The organism is Dactylosporangium sp. NPDC000555 (assembly GCF_040300025.1).
Classification (GTDB): Bacteria; Actinomycetota; Actinomycetes; order Mycobacteriales; family Micromonosporaceae; genus Dactylosporangium.
The window spans coordinates 129,803-148,376 of record NZ_JBEPDB010000011.1 but is presented as its reverse complement, the minus strand read 5'-3'; the positions used below and the strand labels follow the sequence as shown (position 1 = coordinate 148,376).

General features: G+C 72.8%; 15 protein-coding genes. 8 read left to right on the top strand and 7 right to left on the bottom strand.

The genetic code is table 11. The features are described 5' to 3' along the window. The 5 genes from sucB to ABT297_RS10310 form a co-directional block, all read left to right on the top strand. Positions 1-1,474 (top strand): 2-oxoglutarate dehydrogenase, E2 component, dihydrolipoamide succinyltransferase (gene sucB / locus ABT297_RS10330; protein ID WP_350547080.1); only part of this gene is annotated, 1,474 nt, incomplete at its 5' end. 195 nt (positions 1,475-1,669) lie between these two features. Next, entirely contained in the window at positions 1,670-2,566 is an 897-nt protein-coding gene (locus ABT297_RS10325) for a TIGR01777 family oxidoreductase (protein ID WP_350547077.1), read from the top strand. A 52-nt stretch (positions 2,567-2,618) separates the two neighbouring features. Beyond that, on the top strand, positions 2,619-3,233 hold the full coding sequence (lipB, locus tag ABT297_RS10320) for a lipoyl(octanoyl) transferase LipB (RefSeq protein WP_350547088.1): 615 nt from the start codon (positions 2,619-2,621) through the stop codon (positions 3,231-3,233). A 99-nt stretch (positions 3,234-3,332) separates the two neighbouring features. Beyond that, the gene (gene lipA, locus ABT297_RS10315) at positions 3,333-4,268 is read left to right on the top strand and encodes a lipoyl synthase (protein WP_350547074.1); all 936 of its coding nucleotides are present in this window, start codon (positions 3,333-3,335) and stop codon (positions 4,266-4,268) included. 24 nt (positions 4,269-4,292) lie between these two features. After that, a complete protein-coding gene (locus ABT297_RS10310; RefSeq protein WP_350547072.1) occupies positions 4,293-4,991 on the top strand; it encodes a DUF4191 domain-containing protein in 699 nt (232 codons plus the stop codon). 7 nt (positions 4,992-4,998) lie between these two features. Here the strand turns inward: ABT297_RS10310 and ABT297_RS10305 are convergent, their stop codons facing one another. Further along, positions 4,999-5,349, bottom strand: coding sequence for an RDD family protein (locus tag ABT297_RS10305; RefSeq protein ID WP_350547069.1), 351 nt, complete (start codon positions 5,347-5,349; stop codon positions 4,999-5,001). Positions 5,350-5,529: 180 nt separating this feature from the next. On the opposite strand from ABT297_RS10305, the gene glnA reads away from it, so the two are divergent. After that, a complete protein-coding gene (gene glnA, locus ABT297_RS10300; RefSeq protein ID WP_350547067.1) occupies positions 5,530-6,954 on the top strand; it encodes a type I glutamate--ammonia ligase in 1,425 nt (474 codons plus the stop codon). Between the two features lie 64 nt (positions 6,955-7,018). Here glnA and ABT297_RS10295 read toward each other — a convergent pair whose 3' ends face one another. From ABT297_RS10295 to ABT297_RS10285, 3 genes are all read right to left on the bottom strand, one after another. After that, entirely contained in the window at positions 7,019-9,946 is a 2,928-nt protein-coding gene (locus tag ABT297_RS10295) for a bifunctional [glutamine synthetase] adenylyltransferase/[glutamine synthetase]-adenylyl-L-tyrosine phosphorylase (RefSeq protein WP_350547064.1), read from the bottom strand. Further along, on the bottom strand, positions 9,946-10,761 hold the full coding sequence (locus ABT297_RS10290) for a type 1 glutamine amidotransferase (RefSeq protein ID WP_350547061.1): 816 nt from the start codon (positions 10,759-10,761) through the stop codon (positions 9,946-9,948). Before ABT297_RS10290 ends, ABT297_RS10295 begins: the two co-directional genes overlap by 1 nt. 76 nt (positions 10,762-10,837) lie before the next feature. Continuing rightward, positions 10,838-12,190 carry a glutamine synthetase family protein gene (locus ABT297_RS10285; RefSeq protein ID WP_350547058.1) on the bottom strand — a complete coding sequence of 451 codons (1,353 nt, stop codon included), beginning with the start codon at positions 12,188-12,190 and terminating at the stop codon, positions 10,838-10,840. A gap of 166 nt (positions 12,191-12,356) precedes the next feature. Here ABT297_RS10285 and ABT297_RS10280 point away from each other — a divergent pair, with 166 nt between their 5' ends. Together ABT297_RS10280 and panB are read left to right on the top strand one after the other, a co-directional pair. Continuing rightward, positions 12,357-14,093 (top strand): nitrilase-related carbon-nitrogen hydrolase, encoded by a 1,737-nt coding sequence (locus ABT297_RS10280; protein WP_350547055.1) that lies wholly within the window; start codon positions 12,357-12,359, stop codon positions 14,091-14,093. A 132-nt stretch (positions 14,094-14,225) separates the two neighbouring features. Continuing rightward, complete coding sequence (panB, locus tag ABT297_RS10275) at positions 14,226-15,059, top strand: 3-methyl-2-oxobutanoate hydroxymethyltransferase (RefSeq protein WP_350547052.1); 834 nt, start codon at positions 14,226-14,228, stop codon at positions 15,057-15,059. Positions 15,060-15,170: 111 nt separating this feature from the next. Here panB and ABT297_RS10270 read toward each other — a convergent pair whose 3' ends face one another. From ABT297_RS10270 to ABT297_RS10260, 3 genes are read right to left on the bottom strand one after another with little or no spacing between them, the layout of a single operon-like run. Next, positions 15,171-16,376, bottom strand: coding sequence for a cytochrome P450 (locus ABT297_RS10270; RefSeq protein WP_350547049.1), 1,206 nt, complete (start codon positions 16,374-16,376; stop codon positions 15,171-15,173). Beyond that, positions 16,373-17,068, bottom strand: coding sequence for an NADPH-dependent F420 reductase (gene npdG, locus ABT297_RS10265; RefSeq protein ID WP_350547046.1), 696 nt, complete (start codon positions 17,066-17,068; stop codon positions 16,373-16,375). The genes ABT297_RS10270 and npdG overlap by 4 nt, the downstream gene beginning before the upstream one ends. Then, positions 17,065-18,483: an RNB domain-containing ribonuclease gene (locus ABT297_RS10260; RefSeq protein ID WP_350547043.1), complete on the bottom strand. Its 1,419-nt coding sequence runs from the start codon at positions 18,481-18,483 to the stop codon at positions 17,065-17,067. The genes npdG and ABT297_RS10260 overlap by 4 nt, the downstream gene beginning before the upstream one ends. Between the last annotated feature and the right edge of the window lie 91 nt (positions 18,484-18,574).

Sequence of the window (18,574 nt, the reverse complement as noted above, 5' to 3'; positions counted from 1 at the left end):
GCCCGCCGAGGAGCCCGCGCCGGTGGAGGAGCCCGCGGCCGAGGCGGCGCCCGCCGCCGGCCGCGCCGAGGGCACCCCGGTGAAGATGCCGGCGCTCGGCGAGAGCGTCACCGAGGGCACCGTCACCCGCTGGCTGAAGCAGGTCGGCGACGCCGTGGAGGCCGACGAGCCGCTGCTGGAGGTCTCCACCGACAAGGTCGACACGGAGATCCCGTCGCCGGTCGCCGGGACGCTGCTGGAGATCAAGGTCGCCGAGGACGAGACGGTGGAGGTCGGCGCGGAGCTGGCCGTCATCGGCGTCGCCGGCGCCGCGCCCGCGAAGGCCGCCCCGGCCCCGCAGCCGAAGGCCGAGCCCGCGCCGCAGCCGAAGGCGGCCCCGGAGCCGAAGCCCGCGCCCAAGGCCGAGCCCGCGCCCCGGCCCGCCCCCGAGCCGCAGCCCGCGGCCGCCGCGCCGGTGCAGGCCGGGCCGGCGACCAACGCCACCGCGCCCTCCGGCAACGGCAAGGTCGCCGAGGACGCCGGATACGTCACGCCGCTGGTGCGCAAGCTCGCCGCCGAGCACGGCGTGAGCCTGTCCGGCGTGTCCGGCACGGGCGTCGGCGGGCGGATCCGCAAGCAGGACGTGCTCGACGCCGCGGCGAAGGCCGCGGCCGAGAAGCAGGCCGCGGAGCGGCTGGCCGCCGCACCGGCGCCCGCGGCAGCCGCACCGGCCGCCACGGGTGCCCCGGCCCCGAAGGCGGCGCCGAGCCCGCTGCGCGGCCAGACGCAGAAGCTGACCCGCATGCGGGCGCTCATCGCGCGGCGCATGGTCGAGTCGCTGCAGATCTCGGCGCAGCTGACCACGGTCGTCGAGGTGGACGTCACGAGGGTGGCGAAGCTGCGGGACAAGGCCAAGGCGCAGTTCCTCGCCACGCACGGCGTGAAGCTGTCGTTCCTGCCGTTCTTCGCCCTCGCGGCGGTCGAGGCACTGCGGGTGCACCCGGTGGTGAACTCCTCGCTCGACCTGGAGGCGGGCACCGTCACGTACCACGACGCCGAGCACCTGGGCATGGCCGTGGACAGCGAGAAGGGCCTCATCGTCCCGGTCATCCGCCACGCGGGCGACCTCAACCTCGCCGGCCTGGCCAAGCGCATCGCGGACGTGGCCGACCGGACCCGCAACAACAAGCTGAGCCCGGACGACATCGCCGGCGGCACGTTCACGCTGACCAACACCGGCAGCCGCGGCGCGCTGTTCGACACGCCGATCATCAACCAGCCGCAGGTGGCGATCCTGGGCACCGGCGCGGTCGTCAAGCGGGCCGTCGTGGTCAACGACCCGGAGCTCGGCGAGATCATCGCGCCGCGCTCGATGGTCTACCTGGCCCTGTCCTACGACCACCGCATCGTCGACGGCGCCGACGCCGCGCGCTTCCTCACCACCGTGAAGGAGCGCCTGGAGGCCGGCCACTTCGAGCCCGATCTCGGCCTCTAGCCAGCAGCTACGTCGAGGGCGTCCCGGTCACGGGGCGCCCTCGACGCCTTTCCGGCGAGAAACGTCCCGCGAGCGCTCGGCGCGGGTGGCGTTCTTCCATGTGGCGCGATGCCCAGGCACGGCCTCGCGCCGATCGACCCGATCGAGGCGCGAGCCAGGGGGCGGGTGCGGGCAGAAATCGGGCAAGATGGCGGTATGCAGATCCTGATCGCGGGTGCCTCCGGATTTCTGGGCCGGCGGCTGGTCCGGCACCTGCGGGCGGCCGATCACCAGGTCATCCCGCTGGTGCGGCGTCCGCCGCGGCCGGGGGAGGTGCGCTGGGACCCGACCGCCGGGGTGCTGGACGGGACCGTGGTGGCGGCCGCCGACGCGGTGATCAACCTGGCCGGGGCAGGCGTGGGCGACAAGCGCTGGACCGGGGAGTACAAGAAGGTCCTCGTCGACAGCCGGGTGGACAGCACCCTGACCATCGCCCGGGTGATCGCCGCCGCGCAGACCAGGCCGAAGGTGCTGCTCAACGCCTCGGCCGTGGGGTACTACGGGGACACCGGCGACCGGGCCGTCGACGAGTCGTCCCCGGCGGGTGAGGGCTTCCTCGCCGACCTGTGCAAGGTGTGGGAGGCCGCGACCCACCCCGCCGAGGACGCCGGCACCCGGGTCGCGCTGCTGCGCACCGGGATCCCGCTCGACCGCGACGGCGGCATGCTGAAGCCGCTGTACCTGCAGTTCAAGCTCTTCGCCGGCGGCCGGATGGGCAGCGGCCGGCAGTACCTGCCGTGGATCTCGCTCCCGGACTGGCTGGCCGCGGTCACGTTCGCGCTCGAACGCGAGATCAGCGGCCCCGTCAACCTCACCGGCCCCGAGCCGGTCACCAACGCCGAGTTCTCCGCCGCGCTGGCCCGCGTGCTGCACCGGCCCAACCTGCTGCCGGTGCCCGGGTTCGCGCTGCGGGCCGCGGTCGGCGAGTTCGGCGGCGAGGCCCTGGCCAGCCAGCGGGTGCTGCCGGCGGTGCTGGAGCGCGAGGGGTTCTCCTTCGCGCACCGCACCGTCGACGAGGCCGTTGCGCAGGCCGTGTCGTCGAGCACCCCGTAGTTCGCACGACCGCCGCGGCGAATAGGCTGCATGCGTGACCAGCGTGGTGGGTATGCGGATCGTCCGGGCCGGGATCGTGGACTACGAGACGGCGCTCGCCGAACAGCGCCGCGTCCACGCCGAGGTGGCCGACGGCGCCGCGCCGGACACGGTGCTGCTGCTGGAGCACCCGAGCGTCTACACGGCCGGCAAGCGGACGGAGCCCGCGGACCGGCCGTTCGACGGGACGCCGGTGATCGACGTGGACCGGGGCGGCAAGATCACCTGGCACGGGCCGGGCCAGCTGGTCGGATACCCGATCATGCGGCTGCCCGACCCGGTGGACGTGGTGGCGTACGTGCGGCGCATGGAGCAGATGCTCATCGACGTCTGCGCGGAGCTCGGCCTCGCCACGGCGCCGGTCGAGGGGCGCAGCGGCGTGTGGGTCCTCGCGGACGAGCGCGGGCCCGACCGGAAGGTGGCGGCGATCGGGATCCGGGTGGCCCGCGGCGTCACGCTGCACGGGTTCGCCTTGAACGCGGACTGCGACCTCTCGCGGTACGACATCTTCGTGCCCTGCGGCATCCGCGACGCGGGTGTCACGTCGCTGTCGGCGGAGCTCGGCCGGGACGTGACCGTCGACGAGGTGCTGCCGATCGTGGAGCGGCACCTCACGCGGCTTTACTGACCGTCCCCGGCGAAGACCGCCAACGATCGGGAACCTCGCGAACGTGACGTCAATCGCGTTCCCAGCGGTTGAGCAGGCACCGGGCGTAGTCTTCGGACTGTGACCGCCGTTGTTCCCGAAGGTCGTCGTCTGCTGCGCATCGAAGCGCGCAACGCGGAGACGCCGATTGAGCGCAAACCGCCGTGGATCAAGGTTTCGGCCAAGATGGGTCCCGAATACACGCATCTACGGGGGCTCGTCCAGCGCGAGGGCCTACACACGGTCTGCCAGGAAGCCGGCTGTCCCAACATCTACGAGTGCTGGGAAGATCGCGAGGCGACCTTCCTGATCGGCGGCGACCAGTGCACCCGCCGCTGCGACTTCTGCCAGATCGACACCGGCAAGCCGGCCGAGTTCGACGCGGACGAGCCGCGCCGGGTCGCCGAGTCGGTGGCGACGATGGGGCTGAGGTATGCGACCGTGACCGGGGTGGCCCGCGACGACCTGCCCGACGGCGGCGCGTGGCTCTACGCCGAGACCGTCCGGCAGATCCACGCCCTCGTCGAAGGGTGCGGCGTCGAGCTGCTCATCCCCGACTTCAACGGCGAGCCGGAGCTGCTGGCCGAGGTGTTCGCGGCGCGGCCGGAGGTGCTCGCGCACAACGTGGAGACCGTGCCGCGGATCTTCAAGCGCATCCGTCCGGCGTTCCGCTACGAGCGTTCCCTGGGTGTGCTCACCCTGGCGCGCGAGGCCGGCCTGGTGACCAAGTCCAACCTGATCCTCGGCATGGGCGAGGAGCGGGCCGAGGTGTCGCAGGCGCTGCGGGACCTCCACGAGGCCGGATGCGAGCTGGTGACGATCACGCAGTATCTGCGCCCGTCGCCCCGCCACCACCCCGTGGAGCGGTGGGTCAAGCCCGAGGAGTTCGTCGAGCTGCGCGAGGAGGCCGAGCAGATCGGCTTCGCCGGCGTGCTGAGCGGGCCGTTGGTGCGCTCGTCCTACCGGGCCGGCCGGCTGTATCGCCAGGCGCTGGACAGCCGGGCTCTCAACGCTTGATGCCGTCCCTCTAGACTCGAAGGCATGGCAAAGGCCCAGGAGCCGGAGAAGGCCTCCTTCTTCACGCGGCTCAAGCAGATCGGCATGGTCTTCTCGTTCACCGCGAAACGAGACAAGGTGTTCGTGCCTCTCGTGGTGACGGTCGTTTTCGTGCCGCTGATCGCGGTGGGCGTCGCTGTCGCACTGGGCCTGTCGTGGATCTGGGCCCCGCTGGGCGTGCTGCTGGCGCTGCTCGGCACCGTCATCGTGCTCAACCTGCGTTCGCAGAAGGCCATGATGAAGGAGGCCGAGGGGCAGCCCGGCGCCGCCGCGTCGATCATCGAGAACATGCGCGGCGACTGGCGGGTCAGCCCGGCGATCGCCTCGACCACGCAGTTCGACATGGTGCACCTGGTCATCGGCCGGCCCGGCGTGATCCTGATCGGCGAGGGCAACGTGAGCCGGGTCAAGGGGCTCATCAACCAGGAGCGGCGCCGCCTGTTGAAGGTGATCGGCAACGCCGAGCTGCGCGACTTCATGCTCGGCAACGAGGAGGGCCAGATCCCCCTCGCCAAGCTGCGCACCACGCTGATCCGGTTGCCGCGCACGATCACGGCCAAGGACGTCAACTCCCTCGACAAGCGGCTCACCGCGCTCTCGGCGCGTCCGCAGATGCCGCGGGGGGCGCTGCCCAAGAACATGAAGCCCCCGAAGGGGCAGTTCAAGGCGATGCGCGGGCGCTGAGACCCGCTCAGACGGCCCGCACGACCGAGCCGACGGCCCGGTCGTGCAGGCCACGCTGCTCCTGGTCCATGATCAGCGCGGTGACCAGCGGGAGCATGACGACGGCCCGCAGCAGTGCCCGCGGCACGCCGATGGGGCCGCCTGTGGTGATCGACACACAACGGATCCGAAACAGCCACATGCCCACGGTCTGTCCGAAGAAGCCGAGGAACAGGCCGTACACGACGACGAACAACCCCGGTGCCAGCCACGGCTCGTCGGTCGGGCTGGCGAACGCGCCCGCGATGAGCAGGCACGAGATCCAGTCGATGAGCAGGGCGCCGAAGCGACGGGCCAGAGGTGCCGGGGTTGGTTCCACGACGGATCAGACTATCGAATGACGCTCCGGCGCTGATCGGGCGAGCAACGAACCGCGAAACACAGCGGAAACAGTCGAGACACGCCGGGGCAATCGCACGGTTCTACGGTCGCGAACAACCAGCCAGCTTCACACTGAAGTGATCACCAGACTGGTCATGCCCTGCCACCTGGAGGACGAGTGTTCGCCAATTCTGAAGAGCTGTTGCGATACGTGAAGGATGAGGGCGTCCGCTTCGTCGACGTTCGCTTCTGCGACCTGCCTGGCGTCATGCAGCACTTCAACTTGCCGGCCGAGTCGTTCGACGAGAAGGTCTTCAGCGAGGGGCTGGCCTTCGACGGTTCGTCCATCCGTGGGTTCCAGGCGATCCACGAGTCGGACATGCTGCTGCTGCCCGACGCGACGTCCGCCTTCATCGACCCGTTCCGGGTCGAGAAGACGCTGGCGCTGAACTTCTTCATCCACGACCCGTTCACGCACGAGGCCTACTCGCGTGACCCGCGCAACGTGGCGAGGAAGGCGGAGGCGTACCTCAAGTCGAGCGGCATCGCGGACACGGCGTACTTCGGCGCGGAGGCCGAGTTCTACATCTTCGACTCGATCCGGCACGAGACGTCCGCGAACCAGGCGTACTACTACATCGACTCGGTCGAGGGCTGGTGGAACTCCGGCAAGGACGAGCCGGGCGGCAACCGCGGCTACAAGACCGCCTACAAGGGCGGCTACTTCCCGGTCCCGCCGGTCGACCACTACGCCGACCTGCGTGACCACATGGTGCAGAAGCTGCTGGGCGCCGGCTTCGAGGTCGAGCGGGCGCACCACGAGGTCGGCACCGCCGGCCAGGCCGAGATCAACTACAAGTTCTCGACCCTGCTGCACTCCGGCGACCAGATGCAGCTGTTCAAGTACATCGTGAAGAACACCGCCTGGGCCGCCGGCAAGACCGCGACGTTCATGCCCAAGCCGCTGTTCGGCGACAACGGCTCCGGCATGCACACGCACCAGTCGCTGTGGCTGGGCGGCGAGCCGCTGTTCTACGACGAGACCGGCTATGGCGGCCTGTCGGACACCGCCCGCTGGTACATCGGCGGCCTGCTGCACCACGCCCCGTCGCTGCTGGCCTTCACCAACCCGACGGTCAACTCGTACCGCCGCCTGGTGCCGGGCTACGAGGCGCCGGTCAACCTGGTGTACTCGCAGCGCAACCGCTCCGCCTGCACCCGCATCCCGGTGACGGGCACCAACGCGAAGGCCAAGCGCGTCGAGTTCCGCGTGCCGGACCCGTCGGCCAACGTCTACCTGGCCTTCTCGGCCATGATGATGGCCGGCCTGGACGGCATCAAGAACAAGATCGAGCCGCCGGCCCCGATCGACAAGGACCTGTACGACCTGCCGCCGGAGGAGGTCGCGAACGTCAAGCAGGTCCCGGGCTCGCTGCCGGAGGTGCTGGACGCGCTGGAGGCCGACCACGGCTTCCTGCTCGAGGGCGGCGTCTTCACCCAGGACCTGGTGGACACCTGGGTCTCGTACAAGCGCGTGAACGAGGTCGACCCGGTCCGCCTGCGCCCGACCCCGCACGAGTTCGCCATGTACTACGACGTGTGATCTGTCACGTCCCGCTCCACCACAGCGGCCCGCCCCGGAGCTTTCGGGGCGGGCCGCCGCGCGTTCAGGCAGCGCCGAAGACGCGTTCGACCACCGCGCGGGCGCGCCGGGCCACGCGGAGGTACTCGTCCAGGAACTCCTGGGGCTCGACGCCCCCGCCCAGGACCGACGCGGCGGCGGCCAGATCGGGGCCCTGACGCGGGAGCTGGTCCGTCGCGCGGCCACGAACCAGGGTCAGCAGGTTGCGCACGCGGGACGCCTGGCGCCACGCGGCCTCGAGGGCGGCGGCGTCGGAGTGCTCGATCAGGCCGGCGACGGTGGCGGCGGTGAGGGCCTCCAGCGTGCGCGGGGTGCGCAGGGACGGCTCCGCGTGGCCGTGCTGCAGCTGCAGCAGCTGCACGGTCCACTCGACGTCGGCCAGACCGCCGCGGCCCAGCTTGGTGTGCGTGGCCGGGTCGGCGCCGCGCGGGAGCCGCTCGCTGTCGACGCGGGCCTTGAGGCGGCGGATCTCGTGGATCTGCTCGCGGGTGAGGCCGCCCGGCGGGTAGCGCTTGGCGTCGGCGACCTCCAGGAAGCGGGCGCCGAGGGGCGCGGAGCCGGCCACCGCGCGGGCGCGCAGCAGCGCCTGAGCCTCCCAGACCTTCGACCAGCGGGCGTAGTACTGCTGGTAGGCCTTCAGGCTGCGCACCAGCGGGCCCTGGCGGCCCTCCGGGCGCAGGTCGGCGTCGACGCCCAGCGGCGGGTCGTGCGCGGGGCGGGCGAGCAGGCGGCGCAGCTCCTCGGCGATGCTCAGGGCCACGCCGCTGGCGGCGTCGTCGGCCAGGCCGGGCGGGGCCTCGTAGACGAAGAGCACGTCGGCATCGGACGGGTAGCTGGTCTCGGCGCCGCCGAGGCGGCCCATGCCGATGATGGCGAACTCCAGCGGCGCGGCCGTGCCGGTCGGCGACGCGCCCGTCACGCCGAGGGTGGCGCGCAGGGTCGCGTCGATGACGGCGGAGAGGGCGTCGCCGACGTCGGTGACGTCGAGCAGGCCCAGCAGGTCGGCGCAGGCGATGCGGAACAGCTCCCGGCGGCGCAGGGCGCGGACCGCGTTGATGGCGGTCTCCGGGTCGTCGTGGCGGGCGGCCGCGGCGGCGAAGCCCTCGGTGAGGACCTCGGCGCTGCGCGGCACCAGCTCCGCGTCGTCGGCCAGCAGGCGCAGGGCCTCCGGGTCGTGGACGAGCAGATCGGTGACGTACCGCGACAGTGCGAGCAGCCGCGCCAGGCGCAGGGCGACCGGGCCCTCGTCGCGCAGCAGCCGCAGGTACCACGGGGTGTTGCCGGCCTTCTCCGAGACCTGGCGGTACGCCAGCAGGCCCCGGTCCGGCTCGGGGGCGTCGGCGAACTCGCTCAGCAGCGCCGGCAGCAGCTGGCGCTGGATCGCCGCGGTGCGCGACACGCCGCCGGTGAGGGCCTCGATGTGCCGCAGCGCGCCCGCCGGGTCGGCGAATCCGAGCAGGTCGAGGCGGGCGCGGGCGGCGTCGGGGGTGAGCCGCAGCTGCTCGGTGGGCACCCGGGCGACGGCCTCCAGCAGCGGGCGGTAGAAGAGCTTGGCGTGCAGGCGGCGCACCTCGCCGGCGTGGCGCACCCATTCGGCCCGGAACGACTCGACGGCGTCCCGGGCCGCGCTGGGGCGGTAGCCGAGGGCGTGGGCGAGCCAGCGCAGCCCGGCCGGGTCGTCCGGGACGGTGTGCGTGCGGCGCAGCCGCTGCAGCTGCAGGCGGTGCTCGACGACGCGCAGGAAGCGGTACGCGCGCAGCAGCGCCTCGCCGTCGGCGAGGCCGACGTAGCCGCCCTCGATCAGCGCGCGCAGCCCGGCGAGCGTGGTCGGGGTGCGCAGCGACTCGTCGGCGCGGCCGTGCACGAGCTGCAGCAGCTGTACCGCGAACTCGATGTCGCGCAGGCCGCCCGGGCCCCGCTTGATCTCGCGGTCGAGCTCGGCGCGCGGGATGACCTCGATGATGCGCCGGCGCATGCCACGCACCTCGTCGACGGCCTCCGGGCGCTCGGCCGCGGACCAGATCAGCGGCTGCAGCTCGGCGAGCCACCGCTCGCCGAGGGCGTGGTCGCCCGCGGCCGGACGGGCCTTCAGCAGTGCCTGGAACTCCCAGGTCTTCGCCCATTTCTTGTAGTACGCCAGGTGTGACGCGACGGTCCGCACCAGCGCGCCGCGGCTGCCCTCCGGGCGCAGCGCCGCGTCCACGGGCCAGGCGACGAACCCGCAGATCTCCATCATCCGGGCGGCCAGCGCGCTGCCGGCCCGCATCGCGGTCTCGGTGTCGGCGCCGCCGTCGGGCTCGGCGACGAAGACCACGTCCACGTCGCTGACGTAGTTGAGCTCCCGCCCGCCGCACTTGCCCATCGCGACGACGGCGAGGCGGCAGGCGCCGGTGCCCTGCTCACCGACGGCGATGGCCAGCGCCGCCTGCAGGGTCGCGTCGGCCAGCTCGGTCAGCCGGCGCATGGTGACCTCGACGTCGGCGGCGCCGGTCAGGTCGGCGGCCACGATGCGCAGCAGCTCCCGCCGGTACCCGCTGCGCAGCGACGGCACGGTGGAGACGTCCCGCGTGGAGTAGCCGGCCGCCCGCTTGTTCTGCTCCCCGGTCAGCTCGCGCCACTCGCCGGGGTTGGCCACGAGCATGTCGCCGAGGGTCGCGGAGACGCCGAGGACGCCGACGAGGCGGCGGCGCAGCGCCTTGTCCGTCAGGACCGCCGCGAGCACCTCCTCCCCCGCCGCCTCCACCAGCCGGTGCAGCTGGAAGAGGGCCAGGTCGGGGTCGGCGGCGAAGTACAGCGTGTCGAGCACCGCCGCGGCCTCGTCGTCGACGGGGCGGCGCGCGACCGGGTCCCACAGGCGCAGCCCGCCGGGCCCGGTCATGGCCTCCGTGCGCTCGTTGTCGGTGAACCCGAACCGCGCCAGATGCCCGGGTCCGGTCTTCGCGATCGGGTCCATCAGCGCGGCCCGATCAGCGGCAGGGAGCGCAGCCCGCCCTCGCCGGCGCGCGGCACCCGGCCCAGCGCGACGGCCGCGAATCGCTCGGCGAAGGGCTTCCAGATCTCGGCCACGTCGTCGAGCGCGGCGTCGACCCGCTCCAGCAGCTCGACGGCGTCGATGCCGAGCTCGCCGAGGGTGCCGATGCCGTCCATCGCCCACTGCGCGAACATCTCGAGGTCGCACTCGATGTGGAACTGCAGGCCCCACGCGGCGCCGCCGATGCGGTACGCCTGGATCGGGTAGTGCGTCGAGGCGGCCAGCAGGGTCGCGTTCATCGGCAGCTCGACGATCTCGTCGCGGTGCCACTGCAGCACGTCGGGCGCGAACGGCACCGCGGCGAAGATCGGGTCGTTGTCGGCGACGTCGCGCCGGGCGACCAGCCGCGCCCCGATCTCGGGCCCGGCGGCGCTGCGCTCGACGGTGCCGCCGAGCGCGCGGGCGAGCAGCTGCGCGCCGAGGCAGATCGCCAGCGTCGGCACCTTGTGCCGGACCGCCTTGCGCAGCAGCCCCTCGAGCTCGTCGAACCACGGCGCGGCGCGCTCGCCGCGCTCGCCGGGGAAGGCGTCCTGCTCGCCGCCGAGCACGACCAGCGCGGCGTACCCGTCGAGGTCGGGCGGCAGCGCCTCGCCCGCGTGTGGCCGGACCACCTCCAGCCGCAGCCCGCCGCCGGCGAGCCAATCGCCGAGCCGTGCGGCCCCGTCGGATGGGTCGTTCTCCACCACGAGTGCCGTGTTTCCTCTCGGGGCCCCCGCGCTACTGCCTTCGATCGTCACGCCCCGACAATAACGACCGTGCGGCCCCTGGAATCCGGCGACGTCGCGTGGGCGTGCGGACAAACGGCCGTCGGGATCACATCATCCCGAGGTAGCGCTCCCGCTCGAACGGGGTCACCACCCGGCGGTACTCCTCCCATTCGGTCCGCTTGTTCTTCAGGAAGAAGTCGAAGACGTGCTCGCCGAGGACCTCGGCGACCAGCTCCGAGCCGGACATGACGTCGATGGCCTCGGCGAGGTTCTCCGGCAGCGACTCGTAGCCGGCCGCGCGGCGCTCGCCGTCGGTCAGCGCCCACACGTCGTCCTCGGCGCCGGGCGGCAGCTCGTAGCCCTGCTCGATGCCGCGCAGGCCGGCGCCGAGCATGACCGCGTAGGCGAGGTAGGGGTTGCAGGCCGAGTCGAGCGAGCGCACCTCGATGCGCGCCGAGTTCGGCTTGCCATACGCCGGGACCCGCACCAGCGCCGAGCGGTTCTTGTGCCCCCAGCAGACATACGCCGGCGACTCGGTGATCCGGTTGGGCAGCGTCTGTGGGAAGAGCCGCTTGTAGGAGTTCACCCACTGGTTCGTGATGGCGGTGTATTCCCGGGCGTGCACGAGCAGGCCGGCGATGAACGCCTGGCCGACCTTGGAGAGCTTCATCGGGTCGCTGGCGTCGTGGAACGCGTTGCGCTCGCCCTCGAACAGCGACAGGTGCGTGTGCATGCCGCTGCCCGGCTGCTCGGTGAACGGCTTGGGCATGAAGGTCGCGTGCACGCCGTGCGACAGCGCGACCTCCTTGATGACGTGCCGGAACGTCATGATGTTGTCGGCGGTGGTGAGCGCGTCGGCGTAGCGCAGGTCGATCTCCTGCTGGCCGGGCGCCACCTCGTGGTGGCTGAACTCGACCGAGATGCCGATCCGCTCCAGGGCGAGCACCGCCTGGCGGCGGAAGTCGCGGGCGACGGCGTGGGTGGTGTGGTCGAAGTATCCCCCGGTGTCGACCGGCACCGGGATCGAGCCGTCTCCGCCGAGCGACTCGAGCAGGAAGAACTCGATCTCGGGGTGGGTGTAGAAGGTGAAGCCCTTCTCGGCCGCCTTCGACAGCGCCCGGCGCAGCACGTGGCGCGGGTCGGCCCAGGACGGCGAGCCGTCGGGCAGGGTGATGTCGCAGAACATCCGGGCGCTCTCGCCGGACATGCCGCCCTCGAAGGGGAACACCTGGAACGTCGTCGGGTCGGGCATGGCCACCATGTCCGACTCGTAGACCCGGGCGAAGCCCTCGATGGCGGAGCCGTCGAACCCGATGCCCTCCTCGAACGCCGCCTCGAGCTCGGCCGGCGCGACCGAAACGCTCTTGAGCGTCCCCAGCACGTCGGTGAACCACAGCCGGACGAAGCGGATGTCCCGCTCTTCGAGTGTGCGGAGCACGAACTCCTGCTGACGGTCCACGGCGATGCCCCCACGAGCTGCGGTCTGGCTATGGCTGAATGTCTACGGGCTGAATGTCTACGGTGAATTCGGGCAAGTCTCACTCGACGCTATTACACACAAGTTACCGGACCGCGGCATCCGGCCCGGCACGGGAGTGAACGTCACGGAGGCGGCGACCGTGAGGATGGACCACACCGAAAAGCACGGTGCGAACGGCCCTGCGAACCACACTGTGGACACGGCCCGGTTGCGACTGGCCCTGGCCCAGGCCGACCCGACGGTGGGCGACCTGACCGGCAACTCGGCCCTGGTGCTCGCCTGGACGGCCCGCGCGGCCGGCGAGGGCGCCCATGTGGTGGCGTTCCCGCAGCTGATGCTCACCGGGCACCCCGTCGGCGGCCTGGCGCTGCAGGAGCCGTTCCTGAACGCGTGCCGGCGGGCGGTCGACGACCTGGCCGGGCGCCTGGCCGAGCGCGGCCTGGGCGAGATCGTCGTGCTGGCCGGATGCTTGGACGCCGGAGCCGCCGACGGGCCGGGGCCGCGCGCGGCGACGGCGGTGCTGTACCGCGGCGCCCGGGTGACCGGCCCCGCGGACGGCGACCGGCCCGGTGCGCCGCCGGCCGTGGTGCGCGTCGGCGGCGTCCAGGTCGCGCTGGCCGTCGGCGAGGACCTCGAGGACCCTGAGGACCCCGAGCGCGGCGATGGCGCGTTCGCGGAAGCGAGGCGCGCGGGCGCGGGGCTGGTGGTGCACGGCGACGCGGCGCCGTACGAGCTCGGCCCGGACGACACCCGCCTCGCCCTGCTCGCCCGGCGCGCCACGGAGGCCGGCGCCACCGTCGCGAGCGTGAACCTCGTCGGCGGCCAGGACGAGCTGGTCTTCGCCGGGGATTCCATGGTGGTACGCCCGGACGGCGCCCTGATCGCCCGCGCGCCCCTGTTCAGCGAGCGGCTGATGGTGCTCGACCTCGACCTGCCCGCCGCGGCGCCTCAGCCCGCCGGCGGCCCGGCGCCCGGGCACGCGACGCTCTCGGACGCGGTGCCCGAGCCGGCCCGGCCCGCCCCGCCGCCGCAGATCGCCGCGCGGGGCGTCGACGAGGCCGAGGTCTGGCAGGCGCTGGTGCTGGGCCTGCGCGACTACGCGCACAAGAACGGGTATCACAGCGTCGCCCTGGGCCTGTCGGGCGGCATCGACTCGGCCGTCGCCGCCGCGATCGCCTGCGACGCGCTCGGCCCGGACGGCGTGGTCGGCGTCTCGATGCCCGGCGAGGACTCCTCCGCGGCGTCCCGCGACGACGCGCGCGACCTGGCCCTGCGCACCGGCCTGGACTTCCGCGTGGAGCCGATCCAGCCGATGGTCGACGCCTTCCTGGCCAACCTCGCGCTCGGCGGTCCCGCGCTGGAGCTGCTGCCGGCCCGCGTCCGCGGGGTGATCCTCGCCACGCTGGCCGACCAGGAGCGGCGCCTGCTGCTGACCGCCGGCGACCGCAGCGCGCTCGCGATCGGCGACCCGATCCTGCAGGGCGGCCCGGAGGCCGGCTTCGACCCGCTCAAGGACGTGCCGCGCACGCTCGTACGGCGGCTCGCCCAGTGGCGCAACGAGGAGGCGGAGCGGCGCGACGAGCCCCCGCCGATCCCGCGGCGCGCGACCGCCGGCCCGCCGGCCGGCCACGAGGCGCTCGACGCGATCCTGGCCGGCTACGTCGACGCCGGTCTGGGCCGCGACGACCTCGTGGCCGAGGGGTACGACCCGGGGCTCGTCGATCGCGCGCTGCGGATGGTGGACTCGGCGGAGTACCGCCGCCGCCGGATCCCGCCCGGCACCCGGATCTCGGCGCGGGCGTCCGCGCGCGAGCACGGCCTGCCGATCACGAACCGGTTCCGGCACGGCCGGGTCGTGCGGCCCGGGACCGTGCCCCGCTGACGCCGGCGTCCGCGGATCGGTGCTGTGAAAAACCGCATCCGACGGATGCGTATCCGGCGCCGCCGGTGCGACCATCGGGAGGTAAGCCCGGGGACCCCGGAACGGGGCCTCGAGGAGTGAGGGAGGACGCTGATGTCCGATATTCCGTCCCTGTACGGGGGCGCCGTCAATCGCCGGGTGCGCACCAGGGACCTCATCGCCGCCAAGGAGCGCGGCGAGCGGTGGCCGATGCTCACCTCGTACGACCAGTACACCGCCGGCATCTTCGACGAGGCCGGCATCCCCGTCCTGCTGGTGGGCGACTCCGCCGCCAACAACGTCTACGGGTACGAGTCCACGGTGTCCGTCTCCGTGGAGGAACTCCTCCCGCTGGTGCGCGCGGTGGTCCGCTCGACGCGGCGCGCGCTCGTGGTCGGTGACCTGCCGTTCGGCTCATACGAGGAGGGCCCCGAGCAGGCGCTGCGCACCGCGGTCCGCTTCATGAAGGAGGGCGGCTGCCACGCGGTGAAGCTCGAAGGCGGCCGGCGGGTCGCGCCCCAGATCGCCGCGCTGACCAGCGCCGGCATCCCGGTCGTGGCGCACATCGGCTTCACTCCGCAGAGCGAGCACGTGATCGGCGGATACCGCGTCCAGGGCCGCGGCGACGCCGCCGAGGACGTCGTGGGCGACGCGCACGCGGTCGCCGAGGCGGGCGCGTTCGCGGTGGTGCTGGAGATGGTGCCGGGTGAGGTCGCGAAGCGCATCACGCACGAGCTGCACATCCCCACGATCGGCATCGGCGCGGGTGCGGAGACCGACGCGCAGGTGCTGGTCTGGCAGGACATGGCGGGCATGCGGACGGGGAAGACGCCGCGGTTCGTCAAGCGCTACGCGGACCTGGCCGGCGCCCTCACCGACGCGACCCGGGCATTCGCCGAGGAGGTCCGCTCGGGCGTCTTCCCGGCGCAGGAACACACCTTCGACTGACCCGCTCGACCGCCACGGCGGTTCGGGCTATTTCACGAAATAACGGTCGAATCCGGACGCTCTGACGTCCGGATTCGACCGTGTTGTGGGTGTCTATACGGCCTTGTGGGTTTATACGGATACATCCAGGCTTTCCAGGCCAGGGATGACGTAACCGGGCTTGTAGACCGGCTCGCGCTCCAGCCGCAGGCCGGGCGCCTTGGACAGCAACGCCCCGAACGACGCAGCGAGCTCGATGCGGGCCAGCGGGGCGCCGAGGCAGTAGTGGATGCCCGCGCCGAAGGAGATGTGCGGGTTGTCCCGGCGGGTGACGTCGAGGCTCTCCGGGTCGGCGAACGCGGCCGGGTCGTGGTTGGCGGAGCCGAACAGCAGGGCGACCTCGCTGCCCCGCGGGATCGGCACGCCGCGCACCTCGATGTCCTCGAGCACCCACCGCTCGAACATCTGCAGCGGGGTGTCGAAGCGCATCAACTCCTCGATCGCGCCGCCGAGAAGGCCGGGGTCGTCCTTGATCTTCCGCAGCTGGTCCGGGTGCCGCAGCAGCGCCCGCCAGCCGTTGCCGGTGACGTTGACCGTCGCCTCGTGGCCGGCGTTGAGCAGCAGCACGCAGGTGCCGATGAGCTCGTCCTCGCTGAGCCCCTCGACCGCGGCGAGGGCGCTGACGAGGTCGTCGCGCGGGTCGTCCTTGCGACGGCGGGCCAGCGCGCGCAGATACTCCGAGAACTCCTCCGCCGCGCGCACCGCGGCCTCGGCCGTCTCGCGGGAGGGGTTGAGCTCGTACATCCCGCAGATCGCGGCCGACCAGGGCCGCAGGTGGTACCGGTCGGCCTCGGGCACGCCGAGCAGCTCGGCGATGACGGTCACCGGCAGCGGCTCGGCGACCTGGGCGATCAGGTCGCCGCCGCCCTCGGCCACGAACGCGTCGACGAGCTCCTCGGCGAGGCGCCCCACGACCGGGCGCAGGGCCTCCACCCGCCGCGGGGTGAACGCCTGCGACACCAGCCGGCGCAGCCGCGTGTGGTCGGGCGGCTCACGGTCGAGCATGCCGTTGTCGTTGAGGGTCCAGAACGGCTCCTGATAGTCCGGCGGCGCCGTGCGGCCCATCTCCTCGTGGGTGCTCACGTGCAGGTAGCTGCGGCCCAGCCGGCGGTCGCGCAGCAGCGCGTTGACGTCCTCGTGCCGGGAGACGAGATACTGCCGGCTCGGCTCGAACCAGCGCACCGGCGACTCCTCGCGCAGGCGCGCATAGGCCGCGTACGGCGCCGCGACGAACTCCGCGGACCATGGGTCGAACACCGGGCCGAACTCGTCGCTCACAGATCGGTCACCCGGATCCCGGCGTGGGCCTTGTACCGCTTGTTGATGGCGATGAGGTTCGCCGTCAGCGCCTCGACCTGCCCGGCGTTGCGCAGCCGGCCGGCGTACACACCGCGCATGCCGTCGATCCGCGCGGCCAGCGCCTGCACCTGGTCGGTGGCGTCGCGATCGTCGCCGAGCACGAGCACGTCCAGGTCGACGGCGTCGACCTCGGGGTCGGCCAGCAGCACCGCGCTGACGTGGTGGAACGCGGCGCAGACCCGGGCCTCGGGCAGCAGGGTGGCGGCCTGTTCGGCGGCGCTGCCCTCCTCGACCCGCAGCGGATACGGCCCCTGCTTGTCGAAGCCGAGCGGGTTGACGCAGTCCACGACGATCTTCCCGCCGATCAGCAGCGGCGCCAGCTCGGAGACGATGCCCGCGTGACCCTCCCACGGCACCGCGACGATGACGACGTCGGCGCCCGCGGCGAACTCATTGTCGCCGCCCGCGACGAGGTCAGGCCCGACACCGGGCATGTCGCGCAGCCCCTGCGCCGCGTGCTCGCCGCGCTCGGTCGAACGGGATCCGACGAGGACCCGCTGTCCGGCGCGGGCGAAACGATAGGCAAGGCCGCGCCCCTGGGGACCGGTGCCGCCGATGATGCCGACGGACAGCCCCGAGACATCGGGCAGGGTGCTCTGGTCGTAGCTCATGCCTCCAGTTGTACATCCTGGAAGACCACCCTTCGCTTGGCCGGGTCGGCTTCCGTGAGCCGTACCGCCACGCGCTCCCCCAGCGGCAGGCCGTCGCCCTCGCAGCGGGCCCGCACCGGCGGGTCGTCGATCGCGATGTCCGCGCGGCGGCGGGCCGGGTCGACGTCGAGCACGGCGGCCTCGAAGATCTCGCCGACGCGGCCCTGCAGCAGTACCGCCTCGACGAGGTCGACCGCGCCCCGCCCGGCGGCGCCGGCGACCCGGTCCGTACGTGTCATCGCCTCGGGCAGCTTCGGCAGCGCCTCCCGGGCCCACGAGGGCACCGCTGCGCCCGCGTGCAGGGCGAGGCACACCTCGGTGACGTATCGGTCGGCCAGGCGCCGCAGCGGGGCCGTCACGTGTGCGTACGGCGCGGCCACGGCGGCGTGCAGGGGCTGCTGGGGCGGCCCGCCGTCGAAGGGCGTGTACCCGGCCCCGCGCATCATCTCGGCCGCCTGGTCGAGAAGGGCCGCGGCCCGCGGCTGGGAGAAGTCGAGCGCGGCGATGACCCGCCCGGGCGTGGCATGGTCGGGCCAAGGTATCCCGAGCGCCCCCGCCGCCACCCGCAGCGCCTCGACGGTCTCGGTCGGCGGAGGCGGCATCGTGCGCAGCAGCCCCACCCCGCCGCCGAGCATGATGCCGGCCGCGGCCATCCCGGTCAGCAGCGAGATCTGCGCGTTGTACTCCTCGACGGCGACCGGCGCGCGCAGGGTGAGCCGCCAGCCGTCCCCATCCGGCTCGATCTCCTGCTCGGGCATCGGCAGATTCACCGCGCCGCGGTCCAGCCCCAGCCCGACGAGCAGCCGGCCGACCTCCGGCAGCAGGGCCACCGACGGGTGCGGCGTCCCCGCGTCGGCGTCGCGCTGCACGGAGGCGTAGTCGAGCTTGGCCCGGCTGCGCACCCGCGCCCGGGCGACGTCCACGGCGACGGTCGCCCCGGCCTCGTCGAGGTCGATCGTCCACAGCACCGCGGGCCGCACCTGGTCGGGCAGCAGGCTCGCGGCGCCCTCGCTGAGCACCGGCGGGTGCAGCGGCACCTTGCCATCGGGCAGGTACACGGTCTGGCCACGCTTCCATGTCTCGCGCTCCAGCGCCCCGCCGGGCGTGACGAACGCCGCGACGTCGGCGATGGCGTAGTGGACCCGGTATCCGCCGTCGCGCCGCAGCAGCAACAGCGCCTGGTCGAGGTCCTTCGAGGTGGGCGGGTCGATGGTGACGAGCTCGAGCTCGGTGCGGTCGGCCCGGTCGTCAAACATCCGCGCGGCGGCCTCCCGGGCCTCCCCCTCGGCGTCGGCGGAGAACCCGTCGGGCAGGTCGAACTCGTGGCGCAGCGCGCTGAAGTCGATGCGCGGGGCGAGAACACGGCGTGCGGTCACCGGTCAGTCATACCAGCCCGGTTCACCCACGGACTCCCGCGAACGGGCGTCATCGCTCACCCACCCCGCGAAAAGGCGAACGGCCGGCCCG